This is a genomic window from Acinetobacter guerrae (assembly GCF_009372255.1).
Lineage (GTDB): Bacteria > Pseudomonadota > Gammaproteobacteria > Pseudomonadales > Moraxellaceae > Acinetobacter > Acinetobacter guerrae.
Genome location: NZ_LXGN01000056.1, coordinates 95772 through 112425 on the forward strand (window position 1 = coordinate 95772; position 16654 = coordinate 112425).

Sequence of the window (16654 nt, forward strand, 5' to 3'; positions counted from 1 at the left end):
TTCTCATTTGGGAAAATAATCTTATAGCATATAATCGACCAGTGCGCGGATGATGCCTAATACTAGACCAATAAACGCACCCACCACCACGCCATTAACGCGGATCATATGCAGATCACCACCGACTTCATTTTCAATTTTGGCAATCATTTCACGTGAATCCCATTCATGAATCCGCTCACTGATATAACGAATAATTTTATCGCTATATTGGTCGCTAAACGCAATTGCAAGTCCAGTCATTTTTTCATTTAGAACTTCACGCACAGCTCTATTTTGCATCAGGTTTTGACCCACTTGTTCAATTGCAACACGTAAGTTTTGGGCAATTCCTGAATCATCTTTAAGTAAATCTTGTTTAATCGCATTACATAAAATGACCACTGCGCCACTGATAAAGTTTAGAACTTGTGGGCTATCAAGAAGGGCATTTTTACCTTCATTTAATCGGCGGCTAGCATCACTGTCTGCGTCTGCCAGTTGTAGCATCATGCTTTGTGCGCCTTGTTCAATGCCTTGTCGCCACGGATGTTCGGGGTCTGCTAGCATCGACTCGACTTTTTCAATCAGCGAGTCAATGGTGCGCTGTTGTACATCAATCCCAATCCAGCTTGCGCCTTTAGCGAGTTTCCACACGCCAAGCTCTTTAAATAAGATGCGTGTTAATTCTCGTGCTTGATCAGGATGGGTCACTATCCATTCATGGGCGAGATCAAGTCCACGTTGCAGTACATCCTGATGGAAGTCATTTTCCAGTACAGCACGTAACATTTCACTGGCGAGAGAGTTGATCTGGGTATTTTTAACCCATTGCACACTATTGGTCTGGATAAAACGTGCAATTTGTTCCTGACTAATAAACTCAAATAGTTTGGGAACGGTTTGTTGAATCAATTGCACGATTTGCGTATTATTTTTGGGATTGGCAAGCCATTGTCCAATCGCCAGACTCAAATCTGTATTGTTTAAACTACGCTCTACCACCTGTGGTGACAGGAAATTTTCCTGCACAAAACGACCCATAGATTCGGCGATACGCGTTTTATTACGCGGAATAATTTCGGTATGATCCAGCAAAAATTTGGGAATGGGGATCTTGCCAAAAGGATTACGAAACAGCACGGTAATGGCGTACCAATCGGCTAGCCCTCCGACCACGCCAGCTTCGGCAGAAAGCATCAAAATATGAATGATCCATGCATATTCAGGCCAAAATTTTGCCAATACCATGAGTACAACCCATGCCGCAACCGCGCTGAGTAGCGCAATTGTGGCATAGCGTTTACTCCGACTTAAGCTCGGAGAATGAGATGTTTCTTCAACCTGCATGCAAGCATCCTGTCTTAATTTTTGTTGTTGCTGCTGCCCGTGGGTTGAGTGTTTACTGGTTGGGGCAATAACACTTCACCAGACGGACTTAAGCCATATTTTTTCCCTAATGACTGTAAAATCAAGGTCGCATCAAATGCATCTTGAGATGCAGTTTTTTGATCTTTATAACATTCTATACTATACGATACTTCGACCGGGTCGATATTGACCACACGTGGTGAATCATAGAATGGATCCGGCCAAAAACCCGGATAACGGCGATAATAACCGTATGGATAATAGTTCGGTGATGAATAGACCACTGCTTGGCGGGGTGGTTTCTGGGTTTGATTGCTTGGATCATCCATCACTTTAAAATAACGAAAACCGTTCTGAATCGTGGTTTGTGCGGCTTTAACGAGAGTGATTTCTTCAGCCGTACCATAACTCATGTCTGGATCAGCTTTAAAACTGATACGGTAAATCTGGTTATTCAATGGATAGGTTTCAAAATGTCCAAGCTGATTAAAAGTTCTTGGCTTTTGCGGTGTAGTAGCACATCCTGCAAGCAATAACAGACTTGCCAGTGCAACACTAAGAGTGAGAGATTTCATCACGGACTCCTTTTATAAGACATACACGGAGTAAAACAAATAATACTTAAAAACTGCTGTTGGGCTGTGTTAAAAATTCGCGTTCTTCAGCAGTTGATTCGCGGCCCAAAACTTCATTACGATGTGGATAGCGTCCAAAACGATCAATAATCGCTTTATGTTTTTTTTCAAAGTCTAGATTGACAGGATTACCTAAACGTTGAAATAGTTTTAGTGCAAACTCATGGATGAGTTTAGATTCACTGTGCATAAATGGCATGTAGAGAAAAGAACGCTGTGGCGGACTGAGTTCTGCATCTAGTTTCAGATGAAGAGCTTCCTGAGCCAATGTAAGTGCCATAGCATCATGGGCAAAGGCCTGCGCCTGATCCCGATATAAATTTCTGGAAAATTGATCCAGTACAATGATTTCTGCCAGACGGCCTTCAGCATCCTGACGCCATGACCATAACTCTGCCTGCGTCGCTTGACGATGAACTTCGGCAAATTGGCTGCGAATTTTTGCATCAAATTCATCACTTTTTTTAAACCATAAAGGTTCTTGTTCAGGATTAAACCAAAAGTTTAGAATATCTTGTGGATTCATTGTAAACGACTCTTTTCCTATTTATTCTTCAATAAAATCACAAAACAAGCATGTCTTATAGACCAAGTTTGTGATAAAAAATTGCCAAACTGAAATGGCTAATTTTCATAAATCATATTCGGGTGCTGCGCTGTCTGGCAGATTTCACGTTATACTAAAGTCATGATTTTTTTCATCGTTCTTTAAAGCAGCGAGCAGGTGTACATGAGTCAACCCAAATCAGCTTCTCCAACTGTCGTGCCGACGTGGGTAGATTCTTCACTCTTAAAAGGGATGTTGCGTGGTATTGAGCGCGAAAGTTTGCGTATGCAGAGCAATGGTTTTCTATCGCAAAATCCTCACCCCAAAGCGCTAGGTTCTGCTTTAACTCATCCACGGATTACGACGGACTATTCTGAAGCGTTGATGGAGTTTATCACGCCGCCTAAAGAAACGATTCCTGCGGTTTTACAAGACCTTAAAGATATTCATGCAGTGGTTCATCGTCATCTAAATGAGGGTGAAAAACTATGGCCTTTGTCTATGCCTTGTATGCTCGATGACAAAGAAGAAAATATTCCTTTAGCAGATTATGGAACATCGAATATTGGTCGTTTTAAAACGCTATATCGCCGAGGTCTGGGAGTACGTTATGGTCGTCGTATGCAAACGATTTCGGGCGTTCATTATAATTTATCGTTCCCTGAGTCGCTGTTTGCTGCGTTACAACAACATGAAGCAGATCCTGCCTTAAAACAACTGAGTGCACAGGATTATCGTAGCCATCGTTATTTTGGTCTAATTCGTAATTTTATTCGTTTAACGCCTTTGGTTATTTTTTTGGTTGGCGCTAGCCCATCAGTATGTCGCTGTTTTCTTACCAATCGTGAGCATCATTTACAGCCTTTAGTCAAAGGAACCATGTATTTGCCTGATGCGACAGCATTACGCATGGGACGTTTGGGGTATCAAAATTCGGCACAGAAGCAATTGGGTATTCATTATAACGATATTCAAGCTTATCTCGAAGGTTTGCAAAAAGCAGTCAAAACGCCATATCCACCATTTACCCAGCTCGGTTTAAATGATGAGCAAGGTGAACCGATTCAGATCAATGATCATGTCTTGCAAATTGAAAATGAATACTACAGTCTGGTCCGTCCAAAGCAAGTTCCGCAAAATGGCGAAACACCTTCACAGGCTTTGCAAAACCGTGGTGTTGGTTATGTTGAACTTCGTGCAGTTGATGTCAATCCTTATAGTCCAATTGGGATTGATGAAACCACTGCGGGCTTTTTGGAAGCATTGGCGTTGTATTGTTTATTATCAGAGAGTCCTACAATTCATGACGATGAACAGGATTTAATCGAAAAAAATCAGAATACTGTGGTAAATGAAGGGCGTTCACCTGATGCTAAAATTATGAGTCAGACAGGAGAACAGTCTGTACAAAATTGGGTGATGCATCATCTTGAGCGGATACAAAAATGTGCAAATTTGCTCGATGAACTTTATCATACCGCCCTGTACAGTGATGCCCTGGATATCATGCAGCAACGTGCCCAAAAGATTGAGCAAACGCTTTCTGCTCAGGTGATTGAGGATACTTTAACGCATGGTGGTACGTGGAGTTTTGGCAGTGTTCTGGCACATGACTATGCCAAAATGTACAATGAGTATGAATTAAGTGTTGAAAAAGCGACTTATTTTGAGCAGTTAGCTCAACAGTCTTTGCAACAACAACATCAACTAGAGCAAGAAAGTACAATGAGTTTTGATGGCTATCTTGCCCAATTTAGATAAAAACAAGAGGTATATCCATGCAATGGCGTAATTATCGCTTTATCAATGGATTATTGGTACTTGCCAGCATTGTTGGCATGTCATTTGCGCTGTATTTGGAACATGTAAAAGGGCTAGATCCTTGTCCTTTATGTATATTTCAGCGTGTTGGCTTAATGGTTATGGGAATTTTTGCCCTGATTGCATTTTTGCATAATCCTGTTTCTAACCTAATGAAACGTTTTTATAGCTTACTTGCGACTTTAGGAATTTTATGGTCAGTTGGCGTGGCGACACGCCATGTCTGGTTGCAAACTTTACCACCAGATAAAGTTCCGAGTTGTGGGCCAGGTCTTAACTATTTACTGGATGCCTTACCTTTAAAAACGGTATTGAATGAAGTGCTTTCAGGTTCTGGTGAATGTGCAGCGATTGACTGGACTTTTTTAGGATTTTCTTTGCCTGTTTGGTCACTGGCTTTTTTCAGTGTGTTATTGCTGATCTGTTTGTGGCAGTTATTGAGAACCTATCCGACTTCCAGAAAAGCAAAGAAGTAATGACTCTTCAATAATAAAGCCAGCAAATGCTGGCTTTATTTATTTAGATGGATTGATCAGGTTTCCACAATTCCAGTGAGATCAGTCAACTCATCATTGTGCATATTAATCATATGGGTTTGCACGCCCAGACATGCATAATCATCATGTTCAGGATAAAACCAGCGTGTGATTTGTTCAGAGACACTGGAATGATACTGAATTTCAAAGTGATTTAATCCATGAAACACGGCTTTATGTGAATCGGGTAATTTGAGCTGAAAACGTGGGTTTGGATGTTCCCCCAATGCGCTTTTCACACTGACCAAATAATCACCAATGATAGACAGTGCTTTCAGGCTCTTTTTCTGATTTTGATGTTCAACCGTTCCTGCGACGAAGAAAGCATTGATATGTGATGGTAAAGGGGCGGGTTTACGATTGTCATCCATCTGACCAATTCGTGCTTCCAGATGTTCCCAGTCATCATCCCGTACACTGCCATGACGTAAGTCCAAAATACCGTTACTACGAATATTGACCAAGTGTCCAATCAACTTGACGAATGGAAAGCTTCCCAATCTTTCTTGAAGTGCAAAGCCAAAGCGTTCTAACACTGCACCATGATGCGGCGAACCGATACAAACCAGATTGCCTACCATATGTGTCCACTGGTGTATATTTTGTTTGCCATAAAATAATGCACTACGCGAAACCAAGCCACCCATGCTATGTCCGATCAGGTCAATACTGGTAATGCGAGGATTACGGATAATCAAATCTTCGAGTGTATTTGCTAAACTACGGCCATTGGCTGAAATACGCCGACCTGTGTTGTAGTTGAGGTACAGCATAATATTATGATCACGTTGCGCCAGTAGACGCTCACCAATTCCCCCAAAATTACGATTGGTCCAGTCAGTGTGATTCATACATAATCCATGTACGAAAATTACCACACGACCTGCAATATCACCTTGTTGTAATGCCCCGTAGTGATCATATAGTACCATTGGCAGTGCCATTGGATTTTGATGTTTGAGCAGATAATCGCCCAACACCCCATTTAATGCGCCCACGAGAAAATGCAATGTTGGCGTTAAGGGTTTGTCGTGTAGGGTCGGAAATTGTTCAATAATGCGACGTAAACTAGGCGCTAGAAAATAACGACCATATTTTTGTAAGGTGCGATATGACCATTGTTGTAAACGCTCAATTCGCGGAATTTTTAAAAATCGATATGACTGTTGGTCACTCATACCAAAAGTGCTTTGTAATACTTCACGATGGATAATCTGAACAACATCGTGAACCCCCAATAAACTGGTGCTGACCAGTTGTGCCAAACCTTCAAGCACATCGGCCTGACTCGGTGGCGTACGATCCCATTTACAATAGGTTTCGTGTAATGGCGTTAAACTTGGCATTTCCAAATCCTTGATTCATGCACGCACCTGATACTTTATTTTTCATTTGCTTCAGGTTATAAAACGATTATATTCATCTTAGGTGTTGCATTCACAACACATTAAAAATACTGATGAATGACCAGTTATTTTTATTTTTTTGTCTAACAATTCAGTCACACATACAAATTAAAACATATCTGTGATGAATATCACGTTATTGATGGTGATGCTCCCCCATGAATCTGATTTATTTACATGGCTTCCAAAGTAGTCCTTTCTCAATTAAAGGGCAACAGCTCAAGCAATATTGTCAGATAAATCGTCCCGAAATACAGGTACATTTACCTGATTTAAATTTACCGCCATTGGTGGTGATGGATGTGATTCAACAGTTAGTTGAAGAACTAGATCGGGTTGTGTTGGTGGGCAGTAGCTTCGGTGGTTTTTATGCGACTCAATTTGTCGCTAAATACGCTTTACCTGCTGTATTGGTGAATCCTGCTGTGCGACCATGGCAACTGTTTCGCGATTTATTTGGCGTAGATCAAATTCCCTACAGGGTGGGTGATCGTTGGATATTGACCGAACAACATCTGGATCAGCTTGAACAATTGGCTGTACCTTATGCAAATGCCGCCGAGAAAATACTCGTGTTGCTACAGCAGGGCGATGAAACTTTGGATTATCGTGAAGCACAGCGTTATTATAGTCAGCCATCGCATAGCGCCTTGATTTTATCGGATGCGCATGGTAACCATGCAATGGATGATTTTGAACAAAAAATACCGTTGATTCTTGAGTTTTTAACCTATTCGCTTAAATAAGGAAATCGTACAAGGTGTCACAATATACGGCTCAATCACTTGAAGTTTTATCGGGTTTAGATCCTGTGCGTCGTCGTCCGGGCATGTACACCGATACAACACGTCCAAACCATCTTGCACAGGAAGTGATTGATAACGCCGTCGATGAAGCGCTGGCTGGACATGCCAATAAAATCACGGTCACAGTGTATAAAGATGGCTCATTGTCGGTTGAAGACAATGGTCGTGGTATGCCAGTTGATATTCATCCTGAATACGGTCAAAGCGGTATTGAAATTATTCTGACCAAACTGCATGCAGGCGGTAAATTCAGCACCGATAACTACCAATTTTCAGGTGGTTTGCATGGGGTCGGGATTTCGGTCGTGAATGCTTTGTCCAGTCGGGTTGAGGTTGAAGTACAGCGTCAGGGTAATTTATATAAAATGGCCTTTGAGCAGGGCGAACCTGTTGCACCGTTAGAAGTACTTGAAGGTAAAGTCGCAAAACGAGCAACAGGCACTACCGTACATTTTTGGCCAGAAACCAAATATTTTGATAGTCCAAAATTTGCATTAAAAGCACTTAAGCATAATTTAAAAGCCAAAGCGGTGTTAGCAGCTGGACTTAAAATCAGCTATATCGACCAAATCAATGATGAAAAAATCGAATGGCAATTTGAAAATGGTCTGGTCGATTATTTAATGGATGAACTGGAAGATCGTGAAATCTTGCCGATGCCTGCTTTTGTAAGTAACGGTCAAGCCGAACGCGCCAGTTGTGAGTTTGCAATCTGCTGGAATGTGGAAGGTGGCGAGCAAATTCAGGAAAGTTATGTCAACCTGATTCCAACCGCGCAAGGCGGAACCCATGTCAATGGATTACGTTCAGGTGTGACAGAAGCCTTACGTGAATTTTGTGAATTACGTAATTTATTACCCCGTAACTTAAAACTCTCGGCTGAAGATGTCTGGGATGGCGTGAACTACATACTTTCGCTGAAGTTTCAGGAACCCCAATTTTCAGGTCAAACCAAAGAACGTTTGTCCAGTCGTGAAGCTTCGGCTGTCGTGCTGAATATAGCCAAAGATGCATTTGCTTTGTGGCTGAATCAAAATTCAGAAATTGCCATGCAACTGGCAGAAATGGCGATTTCCAAAGCAGGACGACGTTTAAAGGCAGCCAAAAAAGTCGAACGTAAAAAAATTGTGTCGGGGCCAGCCTTGCCTGGAAAACTGGCAGATTGTGTTGGACAAACTCGTGAAGAATCTGAATTATTTATTGTCGAGGGCGATTCTGCGGGTGGAAGTGCCAAACAGGCACGCGACAAGAACTTTCAGGCAATCATGCCGATTCGCGGTAAAATTTTAAATACTTGGGAAGTTTCCTCTGATGAAGTTTTGGCTTCGCAAGAGGTACATGATATTGCCATCGCGATTGGCGTCGATCCGGGAAGTGATGATTTATCAGAACTTCGTTATGGAAAAATCTGTATTCTGGCCGATGCGGATTCGGATGGTCTGCATATTGCGACCTTGCTATGCGCCTTGTTTGTTAAACATTTCCCTGCATTGGTCGAAGAAGGACATTTGTTTGTGGCAATGCCGCCGCTATTTCGTATTGATGCGGGCAAAGATGTATTTTACGCCCTAGATGAAGCTGAATTAGAGGCGATTCTGTCTAAAGTCAAAACCAAAAATCCGCAAATTACCCGATTTAAAGGTTTGGGAGAAATGAACGCAGGTCAATTGCGTGAAACAACAATGGATCCAAATACCCGTCGTTTGGTGCAACTTGATTTGGATGATGCACATCTCACCGCAGGTTTACTAGATAAACTACTTGCCAAAAAACGTTCTGGCGATCGTAAACATTGGCTTGAGCAAAAGGGTAATTTGGCAGATATCCCAGTTTAAGCTTCAGTAAGACCTGTATTTAAATTTATACAGGTCATATTTAATTCAGATTAATGCAATTGCGGGATAAGTTTCAGAACTTTTTCGACTTTGAGCTTGTCAATCTGTGCAAGTGTTTGAAAACGGTTATGGATTTTTCTTAACTCATCTTTTAAGCATTGAAGTGCTTGTTTAAAAGATGAAACAGGCACTTCAAAGCCAGTATGATCTTGACTGGCATCTGGCTTAAATTTGATGAAATCTCCTTCATATTCACATAATACTTGAGGATGCCCGATCCAGAACTGTTTTAGATTGCCCTGAGCCAGTTGTTCCCATGCATGAATATCATTTAAATCTGAACAGCAGCGCGGTAAAAGGATAGGTTGTTGCTCGGCATCTAGCAGGACATAGCCCCCATTTAAAGAGGTATTCTTAAAGACGGTATCTTTAAGAATTTTACTGAGATTGGCATCAGAAATATCTTGAATGGCATAGAAACAACAATCGGGTGTTAAGGACATAAATGGATCTTTAAAGCCGTAGATCTGATAGGTTTGCTGACGGACATCCAAATCCAGCACAGGAATAAAGCGTATATCCATATCGTTATTCTCATCTTGAGTCATTGTTATAAATACAGCAGCTCAATATTTTGATTGTGTAGGCTACTGAAAAAATTATGCAACAAACATGGCTGACTGTCGCTCAGTTTCAGACGAATATCTATAACAAGATCTCATTTTAAGCGAGCCAACCAATGTCACTTGCGTGATTTAAGTCACCAAGATTTGAACTTACGATCTGAATATGAATTAGTTTTCGACTTGATAATAAGTTCCACCTGCATAAACATTATGTCCAAAACCACAGCCAGAAGTATTGTCATTTTGCTTAACAATCATTTTTCGACCATATTGATCCTGACCGAATTTGAGGTCAATCTTACAATCTTCATAACGAAACTGAGCCTGGTTCGCCGAAACAGGCATACTGGTTTCAAAAGACCCCATATTCGGTCCATAAATTAGACCACGTAAACCAAAATAATAACCATCGAATGCTATTTTATAAGTTTTGGCGGTTTTTGAAACGGTGATGGTACTCCACTGGCCAAAGCCTGCCGATGTGACATATTCTCCTTCAATTTTATTGGTTACTTTCGGCAAGGTGAGTTGTTTTAAATTGTATTGACTGACTTTGGAGTCTGGTGTCAACAAAAACCATGCTCTGGCCCATAAGGGTTTACCTAGTTTGGCATAACTTAAACCGACATTATTATTGGCAAGCTCAACATCGCGCTCATTAAACGTGGTTTTACTATCTTCTGCATTTAACTGGCAAAAGGCTGTCCATGCTGCCTGATGCTCAAAATATTGAACTGCTTTGGCGTATTGTTTTTGATCATAATATTTTTTGCCTAGTAGAGCGTCGCTTTTTACTTTGGCGCACCCTTGTTGCAATTCTTGTTCAAAACTGAGTTCGGCAAAGGCAAGCGGTGAAGTAAGAGAGATGCTACCCAAGAGCATCAAAACTGAATATTTTATTTTCATTGTCGATCAAATGTCGTTTAAATTTTTATTTTAAAAGTCATCTCATATAAAGAAAACAACTGCTCTGTAAACAAGTACACAGCAGTTGAACGATATTTTATAACGCTCGATTAAGCTTCGATCATGATGGGATAAGGGAAGGTATAAACATCACAATTGGGTCCTGTACCAATACGATCCACCACAGCAAAATCGCTTGGAGATTCAAGCGTCAGCAAGGGATGATGCCACGTACCTGCTCGATAATTGACACCTTGAGTACCATCGCTGATAAAAGCATGAATCTGTTCAAGGTCAGGCTGCTCTGCATTTAGGCTCGGCGCAACCACAATTAGAAACTCTTGACCCTGCATTGGAATAAATGCCTGAGAACCACGAGGATGACGCTCTAACATATGAATCGATAATGGCAGTGTGGTCGTTTTAATATTCCTGAAAATACTAATTCCTGTTTTGGCTTCACCTTGAATTTCAGTTTCGACCAAACCATGATAACGTTCCGTATGTGCATCATTGATATGAAAAAAATCATGCCCTGTACAGCCAATTACTTCGCCGAAAGGGGCGAAGTTTTCATTGGTCAGTAGTTGGTTTTTAATGACAGTTTTTGACATATTGTTCTCGGCTTAAGCCTGTTTTCCCCAAATTCGAATGCGACTAATACCACCATCTGGAATCATATTGACACGAATATGTGAAATTTTTTCATGTGCCAAAATTTCATTGATATAGTCATGGATATGATCCATTTGCATATCTTGTGCCTCAAGCAGAAATGGCCAGAACATACTTTGTGGAATCAGTTGTGGGTAGGTTGCATCTTCAATATACACGGCCTGAATCGAGACTTGCGCAGGGTAGTTGCCCTTAAAATGGGCAGTATCAATTTCAATTTTATCAATTTTACCTGCCTGACCGAGCGCTAAAATACACCAGTCAAACCCTGGTGCACGACGACGTTTGGTTTCCCATCCATCGCCCATATTAATACCACGCCCTGGATTGATCAAATTACGTGGGTGACCAAAATGCGCATCGCTGTAAGCAATGACCCGTCCACCATTTTGTAAGGCCAATAAATCAAGGGTTTCAGTGCTGTTGGTTGCTTGAATTTGCACTTCTCCATAGACACGTAAACGAGCTACACCACCATCAGGGAAAATATTAATACGGATATGGGTAAAGACCGTTTGATTCTCAATGTCAAAAATATGGTGCTGGCTTGGCCCCAAAATGCTGTTGGCTAAAATGGGCTGCCATGGTGCATTTTGTGTGTCATCATTTGGTGCATAGCAGCCTTCTAATGAAGCAGAAGCAGGGTAGTTACCTGTAAAAAACGTGGTATCAACATCCACCGCCTTGATTTTGCCTGCAACGCCCAGTTTCACGATACACCAGTCATAACCAGAATGGCGCTTACGACGTGTTTCCCATCCATCCATCCATTTGCCGTGATCATCAAATTTATCTTCGACAAAAATTGGGGCTTCAAATTGCAACATGCGTTTTGCTTCTGCAAAAAATTCATCTGAACATTCAACAATTTGTGCACCAATACGGCTGTCTGCTAAATTGGTTAAAGTCTGTAGTTGCGTAGGAAGTTCAAATGTTGGAGCGAGAAGCGTAGCCATAAGTGATATACCGTGATTTGCAGTGAGATGATAAAAGTTTACTTGAGTAAAGGTGCATTTTTAACTCAGAATGAAAGAAAAGGGCATCATCATTGCACTTTGCTATGCAGGGTATATGCCAATTCTAATAATAGGTTGCATTTCCTTACGCATGGCATGGTTTTCGCTATAACAGGGATAATGTTGTAGGGTTCATAAGGGGGATTACACAATGAATATTGTTATTATCGGTGCAGGTATGGGCGGTTTGACCACAGGGATCGCATTAAAAAAATTTGGGCATCAGGTCACGATTTATGAACAAGCCGAACAAATTCTTCCTGTCGGTGCTGCAATTTCATTGTGGTCAAATGGGGTAAAATGCCTCAACTATCTGGGATTGGGTGAACAAGTTGCCAAGCTCGGGGGCGTTATGGATCAACTGGCTTATGTTGATGGGTTGACTGGCGAAGTCATGACCCAGTTTAATTTACAACCGTTGATTGATGAAGTTGGGCAGCGTCCTTATCCTGTTTCTCGTGCTGAATTACAAAATATGCTCATGGATGAATTTGGGCGTGAAGATATTCATTTGGGAAAACGCATGGTGGCTCTTGAAGATCAAGGTCAACATGTGTCAATCCAATTTGCTGATGGTTCAAGTACCCATGCAGATTTATTGGTGGGGGCAGATGGTACACATTCGATTACCCGTGCTTATGTGCTGGGTGATCAGGTAGAACGCCGTTATGCAGGTTATGTCAACTGGAATGGCTTGGTTGAAATTTCTGAAGAACTTGCACCTGCGGATCAATGGACGACCTTTGTGGGTGAGGGTAAACGTGCATCCTTAATGCCTGTGGCAAATAATCGTTTTTATTTCTTTTTAGACGTGCCATTGGAAGCAGGTCTGGAAAATAATAAAGCCAAGTATCAGGAAACTTTGAAAGGCTATTTTACAGGATGGTGTGCGCCTGTTCAGCAGTTGATTGACCGTTTGGATCCGCAAAAAACCAACCGTGTTGAAATTTGTGATATCGAGCCATTTACTCAGTATCATAAAGGTCGCGTTGTGATTGTCGGTGATGCAGCGCACAGCACAACCCCAGATATTGGTCAGGGTGGTTGTCAGGCCATGGAAGACGCGATTTATCTAGCGCGTTCGCTTCAGATCAATACATTGGGAGTTCAAGATTCATTACGCCGTTATCAGGACAAGCGTAATGAACGAGCCAATGAACTGGTTCTACGTGCACGTAAGCGTTGTGATGTGACCCATATGAAAGATGAACAGGTTACGTTATCTTGGTATGAGGAACTACGTCGTGAACAAGGCGAGCATATCATGCGTGGTATTATCAATAATATTGTAGGTAATCCACTGGATTAAAATTCTATTCTGAGAAAATTGTTCCAAAAGTAAGTTTTAGCATTGAAGACAGCCTTGAGCTGTCTTTTTTACATTTGGTAATTATCGTATGACAAATCGTTAAGCATTTGCCGTTTTAGCCGCGTTAAGCTAAATACAAATAACGATGATATGAGTACATAATAATGAATGCGATTTTGCTTGCAATAGAGCCTAATGATCTGGAAATTTTAATGATCGAGGCTCAGACACTCGACGAAATTTACCATGCACCTTCAATTCGCGCCAAATTAAACTTGGGTGAAACATGGCAGGCGCTCCAAGTATTGCTATTAAAAAAAGATGAAAGTACCGCTCAAGACCAAGCACTGCATTACGTTATACAAGCAGAGTACGCATTTTCTCATTCTGCTTTACGCATTGCCAATGTGCGCTATAACCCTGTTATTGAAGTAGATGAAATTGCAAAAGCACTTGAACAGATTTCAATTGATGAATTTAAACATCGTTATGACCCTGATCTGCTCAATCAACATAAACTGTTTCCATTTCAATGGGGCAATGATGTCGATAAAGAACAGCGTGAATTGCTGATGCTTTTTGCCCAACTTAAAAACTTTTACGAATTGGCTCAACAGCATAACCATGCAGTGATTACGCTACAAAGCAAACAAATTATGTCAGATGTATATTATATGACTCAGGCTTCATCTAACTGACGTTGCATAAACACCAGATCGCGCCATTGTCCAAATTTTTGTCCTACTTGCGGCAGATAACCTGTTTGTATAAAGCCCAAACGTTCATGTAGGACAATAGATGCTTTGTTTTCACTGTCAATTGCACCCAACATGATATGAAAACCTTGCGCGATGGCAAGCTCAATGATTTGATTCATTAAGGTTTTGCCCAACCCACGGCGTTTATATTCAGAAGAAATAAAGACTGAATGTTCAACGGTATATTTATAGCCACTGATACTGCGAAACGCTGCATAATACGCATAGCCAGCCACGCGCTGAAGCATAGGATCGTATGCAATCCACATGGGATATTGATCTTGTTGTAATTGTTCAAACCACTGTGTATAGGTTTCAAGAGATTTTGCCTGATCGTTCCAGTTGGCTGTACCTGTTAGAATTTCATGATTATAAATCGCAAGGATCTGTTCTAAATCGTGTTGGGTTGCGGGGCGCAACTGAAAATCCATATCTATCTAACCTGCTGCAATATCATGAAAAATTATACGCCGAAATGAATAGATAGGGCATAGATAAGGCATGAAAAAAGCAAGCCCGAAGACTTGCTTTAAGATCACTGAATGCAACATGATCAATTTTAAAAATGATATTTGATCAAAGCGCTGACATTGTGTTCATCACGACCTTTCATGCCAAATTTGTTGTTCCAGACTGAATGTTCAACACCTAAATATAAGCGGGTATCTGGTGAAATATGTTTACCCAGATTCCATTTATATTGTGTCGTCCAGTTGAGTTCACTGGCATGATCACCTTCTGCGGTTGACCAGTCTAGAAAGCCGTCTACCAGAAATTCTTCTGATGAAACTTTAAATGGCAATGCATAGGCTGCGGTCATTTGGTAGTCATCGTCAGTATTTTCGTTATTTGCACGATAAAAGTTCAAATTGAAATACTGAAAATACGGTACGTTTAAATCAACCGCAAAACCATAAAGGAAATTATCGAAACTACTAAAGTCATCGTTATTACTTTCCCAAGTGGTTGAAATCAATACATCTTTAATTGGGCCATAAGACAACTTTTGTCCTGAAATCTCACTTAAACTAAAACGTGGTGAAAGTTCGAAATAAGTACTTTTATGGTCATCACCGCCACGCATGCGATCCATAAAAAAGAATACATCTGCATATTTGACTTTAGCAGCGTACTCTAAAGTGATCGTTGTTTCTTCTTTATCTACAACTTCGTAATTTTCACCGTACAAACCTGTGATACTAAAATCCTGCCAGATTGGTTTCGCCTGAACCATCGTCGTCGATAAAAGTGTAGCAGCAAGCACCCCAAATTTAAATTTCATCGCAAATATCTCCCCAGATAAAAAGCGAGTAAAGCATACAGGCTCTTTGCTAAAAATAAAGTCAAATTTGATTAAAGGTTAAAAATATATGCGATAAAAGTCTGATTACCAGATATAAACCTGAGAGAAAAATTATTTTTTTGTTTAATTTTATGGGCTTATATCAAACTTAGGGAATCGTGTCAGATTCCCCCTCATAAAAGCATTTTTATATTTTAACTACCGCGATAAGTAGAATAAGCGAAAGGACTAATCAATAACGGAACATGATAATGTTCATCTGGATTTTCAATAAAAAACTGAATAGTAACCTGCGGAAAGAAGGTTTTTAAATCATGTTTGGCAAAATAAGGGGCAATATCATATTCAAGTAAATATGCACCGCTTTGTAATTCTTCCAAACCAAAATCTTTTAAGCGACCATCATCATTGGTATAACCATTGCCCAACAATGTACGGGTTTTTGCATCATACAGACGCACTTCAACCTGTGGTGCGGGTTTACCTAAATGAGTATCTAAGATGTGGGTACTAATCATGCTTCAATTCCTTGACTCAATCGTAATAATGCGATGGCAGCCAATTGTTCGTGAACAATTTTTTTCTCTGTTTCCAGATCATGCTGCAAACGTTGTTGTAAAGCACTGAGAATTTGTTCACTGCTCAGTCCCGCTGCTTTAATTAAAAAGATGAAGCCAAATTTTTGTTCGTAGGCAACATTACCTTCAAAAAGTGCTTGCTGGGTTTGAGTATCTTGTTTTACGCCCGATTGTTCCTGATCTGAAAATTGGGCTTCACGTTCACTGAGTTCTACTTTGGCTTTTTTTTCACCAATCCGTGGGTGGGTTGCCAGTGCTGTTTCGATCTCATCCCATGTCCAACTTTGACTTTGTTGTGAAGCAAGATCTAGCAAGGTTTGGGTAGATGCATAGGGACGCTGTTGAGTTAAAGTGTCAATCCAAGAAGGAATGTGTACACACGCACTCAATAAGGGCGTTACTTGATGGGTTGCTGCATGATTAAACTCAGAAAAACGCACCATATTCATCCAGTATTTAAGCAGAAGATAAAACAAATCGAGCAATTACAATGCCAGAGAAACAGATATCTAAAAAATCAAATAATATAGATATCTGTTTGTTTATT

18 protein-coding genes are annotated in these 16654 nt (G+C 40.8%); 6 read left to right on the forward strand and 12 right to left on the reverse strand.

Features of this window, described 5'->3' with window-relative positions; genetic code table 11:
• Window positions 1-21: 21 nt before the first annotated feature.
• Genes A7A69_RS13820 through A7A69_RS13830 form a run of 3 tightly spaced genes read right to left on the reverse strand, consistent with a single transcriptional unit; the run spans window position 22 to window position 2511 of the window.
• Window positions 22-1329, reverse strand: coding sequence for a DUF445 domain-containing protein (locus tag A7A69_RS13820; RefSeq protein WP_120369878.1), 1308 nt, complete (start codon window positions 1327-1329; stop codon window positions 22-24).
• A 14-nt stretch (window positions 1330-1343) separates the two neighbouring features.
• Window positions 1344-1925, reverse strand: coding sequence for a CC0125/CC1285 family lipoprotein (locus A7A69_RS13825; RefSeq protein ID WP_120369877.1), 582 nt, complete (start codon window positions 1923-1925; stop codon window positions 1344-1346).
• Window positions 1926-1971: 46 nt separating this feature from the next.
• Window positions 1972-2511 (reverse strand): DUF924 family protein, encoded by a 540-nt coding sequence (locus A7A69_RS13830; protein ID WP_152878155.1) that lies wholly within the window; start codon window positions 2509-2511, stop codon window positions 1972-1974.
• Window positions 2512-2715: 204 nt separating this feature from the next.
• Here A7A69_RS13830 and gshA point away from each other — a divergent pair, with 204 nt between their 5' ends.
• Together gshA and A7A69_RS13840 are read left to right on the forward strand one after the other, a co-directional pair.
• Window positions 2716-4293, forward strand: coding sequence for a glutamate--cysteine ligase (gene gshA, locus A7A69_RS13835; protein WP_152878156.1), 1578 nt, complete (start codon window positions 2716-2718; stop codon window positions 4291-4293).
• Window positions 4294-4310: 17 nt separating this feature from the next.
• Window positions 4311-4829: a disulfide bond formation protein B gene (locus tag A7A69_RS13840; protein ID WP_120369874.1), complete on the forward strand. Its 519-nt coding sequence runs from the start codon at window positions 4311-4313 to the stop codon at window positions 4827-4829.
• A 56-nt stretch (window positions 4830-4885) separates the two neighbouring features.
• Here the strand turns inward: A7A69_RS13840 and A7A69_RS13845 are convergent, their stop codons facing one another.
• Window positions 4886-6235 (reverse strand): alpha/beta fold hydrolase, encoded by a 1350-nt coding sequence (locus tag A7A69_RS13845; protein WP_120369873.1) that lies wholly within the window; start codon window positions 6233-6235, stop codon window positions 4886-4888.
• Between the two features lie 218 nt (window positions 6236-6453).
• Here A7A69_RS13845 and A7A69_RS13850 point away from each other — a divergent pair, with 218 nt between their 5' ends.
• Entirely contained in the window at window positions 6454-7041 is a 588-nt protein-coding gene (locus A7A69_RS13850) for a YqiA/YcfP family alpha/beta fold hydrolase (protein ID WP_151979827.1), read from the forward strand.
• A 14-nt stretch (window positions 7042-7055) separates the two neighbouring features.
• The gene (gene parE, locus A7A69_RS13855; protein WP_151979829.1) at window positions 7056-8936 is read left to right on the forward strand and encodes a DNA topoisomerase IV subunit B; all 1881 of its coding nucleotides are present in this window, start codon (window positions 7056-7058) and stop codon (window positions 8934-8936) included.
• A gap of 50 nt (window positions 8937-8986) precedes the next feature.
• Here the strand turns inward: parE and A7A69_RS13860 are convergent, their stop codons facing one another.
• The 4 genes from A7A69_RS13860 to alc all read right to left on the reverse strand — a co-directional run bounded on the left by A7A69_RS13860 (window position 8987) and on the right by alc (window position 12099).
• Window positions 8987-9520: a hypothetical protein gene (locus A7A69_RS13860; RefSeq protein WP_152878471.1), complete on the reverse strand. Its 534-nt coding sequence runs from the start codon at window positions 9518-9520 to the stop codon at window positions 8987-8989.
• Window positions 9521-9730: 210 nt separating this feature from the next.
• Entirely contained in the window at window positions 9731-10468 is a 738-nt protein-coding gene (locus tag A7A69_RS13865) for a hypothetical protein (RefSeq protein ID WP_120369870.1), read from the reverse strand.
• 110 nt (window positions 10469-10578) lie between these two features.
• Window positions 10579-11082 (reverse strand): ureidoglycolate lyase, encoded by a 504-nt coding sequence (locus tag A7A69_RS13870; protein WP_152878158.1) that lies wholly within the window; start codon window positions 11080-11082, stop codon window positions 10579-10581.
• Window positions 11083-11094: 12 nt separating this feature from the next.
• Window positions 11095-12099 carry an allantoicase gene (gene alc / locus A7A69_RS13875; RefSeq protein WP_152878160.1) on the reverse strand — a complete coding sequence of 335 codons (1005 nt, stop codon included), beginning with the start codon at window positions 12097-12099 and terminating at the stop codon, window positions 11095-11097.
• Window positions 12100-12310: 211 nt separating this feature from the next.
• Here alc and hpxO point away from each other — a divergent pair, with 211 nt between their 5' ends.
• Both hpxO and A7A69_RS13885 read left to right on the forward strand, forming a co-directional pair.
• A complete protein-coding gene (gene hpxO, locus A7A69_RS13880; RefSeq protein WP_152878162.1) occupies window positions 12311-13468 on the forward strand; it encodes an FAD-dependent urate hydroxylase HpxO in 1158 nt (385 codons plus the stop codon).
• Window positions 13469-13632: 164 nt separating this feature from the next.
• Window positions 13633-14166: a DUF1877 family protein gene (locus A7A69_RS13885; RefSeq protein WP_120369866.1), complete on the forward strand. Its 534-nt coding sequence runs from the start codon at window positions 13633-13635 to the stop codon at window positions 14164-14166.
• Here the strand turns inward: A7A69_RS13885 and A7A69_RS13890 are convergent.
• From A7A69_RS13890 to uraD, 4 genes are all read right to left on the reverse strand, one after another.
• Complete coding sequence (locus tag A7A69_RS13890; protein WP_151979839.1) at window positions 14148-14657, reverse strand: GNAT family N-acetyltransferase; 510 nt, start codon at window positions 14655-14657, stop codon at window positions 14148-14150. The two genes, A7A69_RS13885 and A7A69_RS13890, sit on opposite strands and share 19 nt — an antisense overlap.
• A gap of 128 nt (window positions 14658-14785) precedes the next feature.
• Window positions 14786-15508 (reverse strand): outer membrane protein OmpK, encoded by a 723-nt coding sequence (locus A7A69_RS13895; protein WP_120369864.1) that lies wholly within the window; start codon window positions 15506-15508, stop codon window positions 14786-14788.
• Between the two features lie 215 nt (window positions 15509-15723).
• Window positions 15724-16047, reverse strand: a complete 324-nt coding sequence (gene uraH / locus A7A69_RS13900) for a hydroxyisourate hydrolase (RefSeq protein WP_120369863.1) — start codon at window positions 16045-16047, stop codon at window positions 15724-15726.
• The gene (gene uraD / locus A7A69_RS13905; RefSeq protein WP_171406747.1) at window positions 16044-16547 is read right to left on the reverse strand and encodes a 2-oxo-4-hydroxy-4-carboxy-5-ureidoimidazoline decarboxylase; all 504 of its coding nucleotides are present in this window, start codon (window positions 16545-16547) and stop codon (window positions 16044-16046) included. Before uraD ends, uraH begins: the two co-directional genes overlap by 4 nt.
• Window positions 16548-16654 lie beyond the last annotated feature (107 nt).

What these genes read in the sequence shown, in the direction of transcription:
- A7A69_RS13820 (WP_120369878.1), bottom strand. Translation starts at nt 1,329, where the DNA reads ATGCAGGTTGAAGAAACATCTCATTCTCCGAGCTTAAGTCGGAGTAAA.
- A7A69_RS13825 (WP_120369877.1), bottom strand. Translation starts at nt 1,925, where the DNA reads ATGAAATCTCTCACTCTTAGTGTTGCACTGGCAAGTCTGTTATTGCTT.
- A7A69_RS13830 (WP_152878155.1), bottom strand. Translation starts at nt 2,511, where the DNA reads ATGAATCCACAAGATATTCTAAACTTTTGGTTTAATCCTGAACAAGAA.
- gshA (WP_152878156.1), top strand. Translation starts at nt 2,716, where the DNA reads ATGAGTCAACCCAAATCAGCTTCTCCAACTGTCGTGCCGACGTGGGTA.
- A7A69_RS13840 (WP_120369874.1), top strand. Translation starts at nt 4,311, where the DNA reads ATGCAATGGCGTAATTATCGCTTTATCAATGGATTATTGGTACTTGCC.
- A7A69_RS13845 (WP_120369873.1), bottom strand. Translation starts at nt 6,235, where the DNA reads ATGCCAAGTTTAACGCCATTACACGAAACCTATTGTAAATGGGATCGT.
- A7A69_RS13850 (WP_151979827.1), top strand. Translation starts at nt 6,454, where the DNA reads ATGAATCTGATTTATTTACATGGCTTCCAAAGTAGTCCTTTCTCAATT.
- A7A69_RS13860 (WP_152878471.1), bottom strand. Translation starts at nt 9,520, where the DNA reads ATGGATATACGCTTTATTCCTGTGCTGGATTTGGATGTCCGTCAGCAA.
- A7A69_RS13865 (WP_120369870.1), bottom strand. Translation starts at nt 10,468, where the DNA reads ATGAAAATAAAATATTCAGTTTTGATGCTCTTGGGTAGCATCTCTCTT.
- A7A69_RS13870 (WP_152878158.1), bottom strand. Translation starts at nt 11,082, where the DNA reads ATGTCAAAAACTGTCATTAAAAACCAACTACTGACCAATGAAAACTTC.
- alc (WP_152878160.1), bottom strand. Translation starts at nt 12,099, where the DNA reads ATGGCTACGCTTCTCGCTCCAACATTTGAACTTCCTACGCAACTACAG.
- hpxO (WP_152878162.1), top strand. Translation starts at nt 12,311, where the DNA reads ATGAATATTGTTATTATCGGTGCAGGTATGGGCGGTTTGACCACAGGG.
- A7A69_RS13885 (WP_120369866.1), top strand. Translation starts at nt 13,633, where the DNA reads ATGAATGCGATTTTGCTTGCAATAGAGCCTAATGATCTGGAAATTTTA.
- A7A69_RS13890 (WP_151979839.1), bottom strand. Translation starts at nt 14,657, where the DNA reads ATGGATTTTCAGTTGCGCCCCGCAACCCAACACGATTTAGAACAGATC.
- A7A69_RS13895 (WP_120369864.1), bottom strand. Translation starts at nt 15,508, where the DNA reads ATGAAATTTAAATTTGGGGTGCTTGCTGCTACACTTTTATCGACGACG.
- uraH (WP_120369863.1), bottom strand. Translation starts at nt 16,047, where the DNA reads ATGATTAGTACCCACATCTTAGATACTCATTTAGGTAAACCCGCACCA.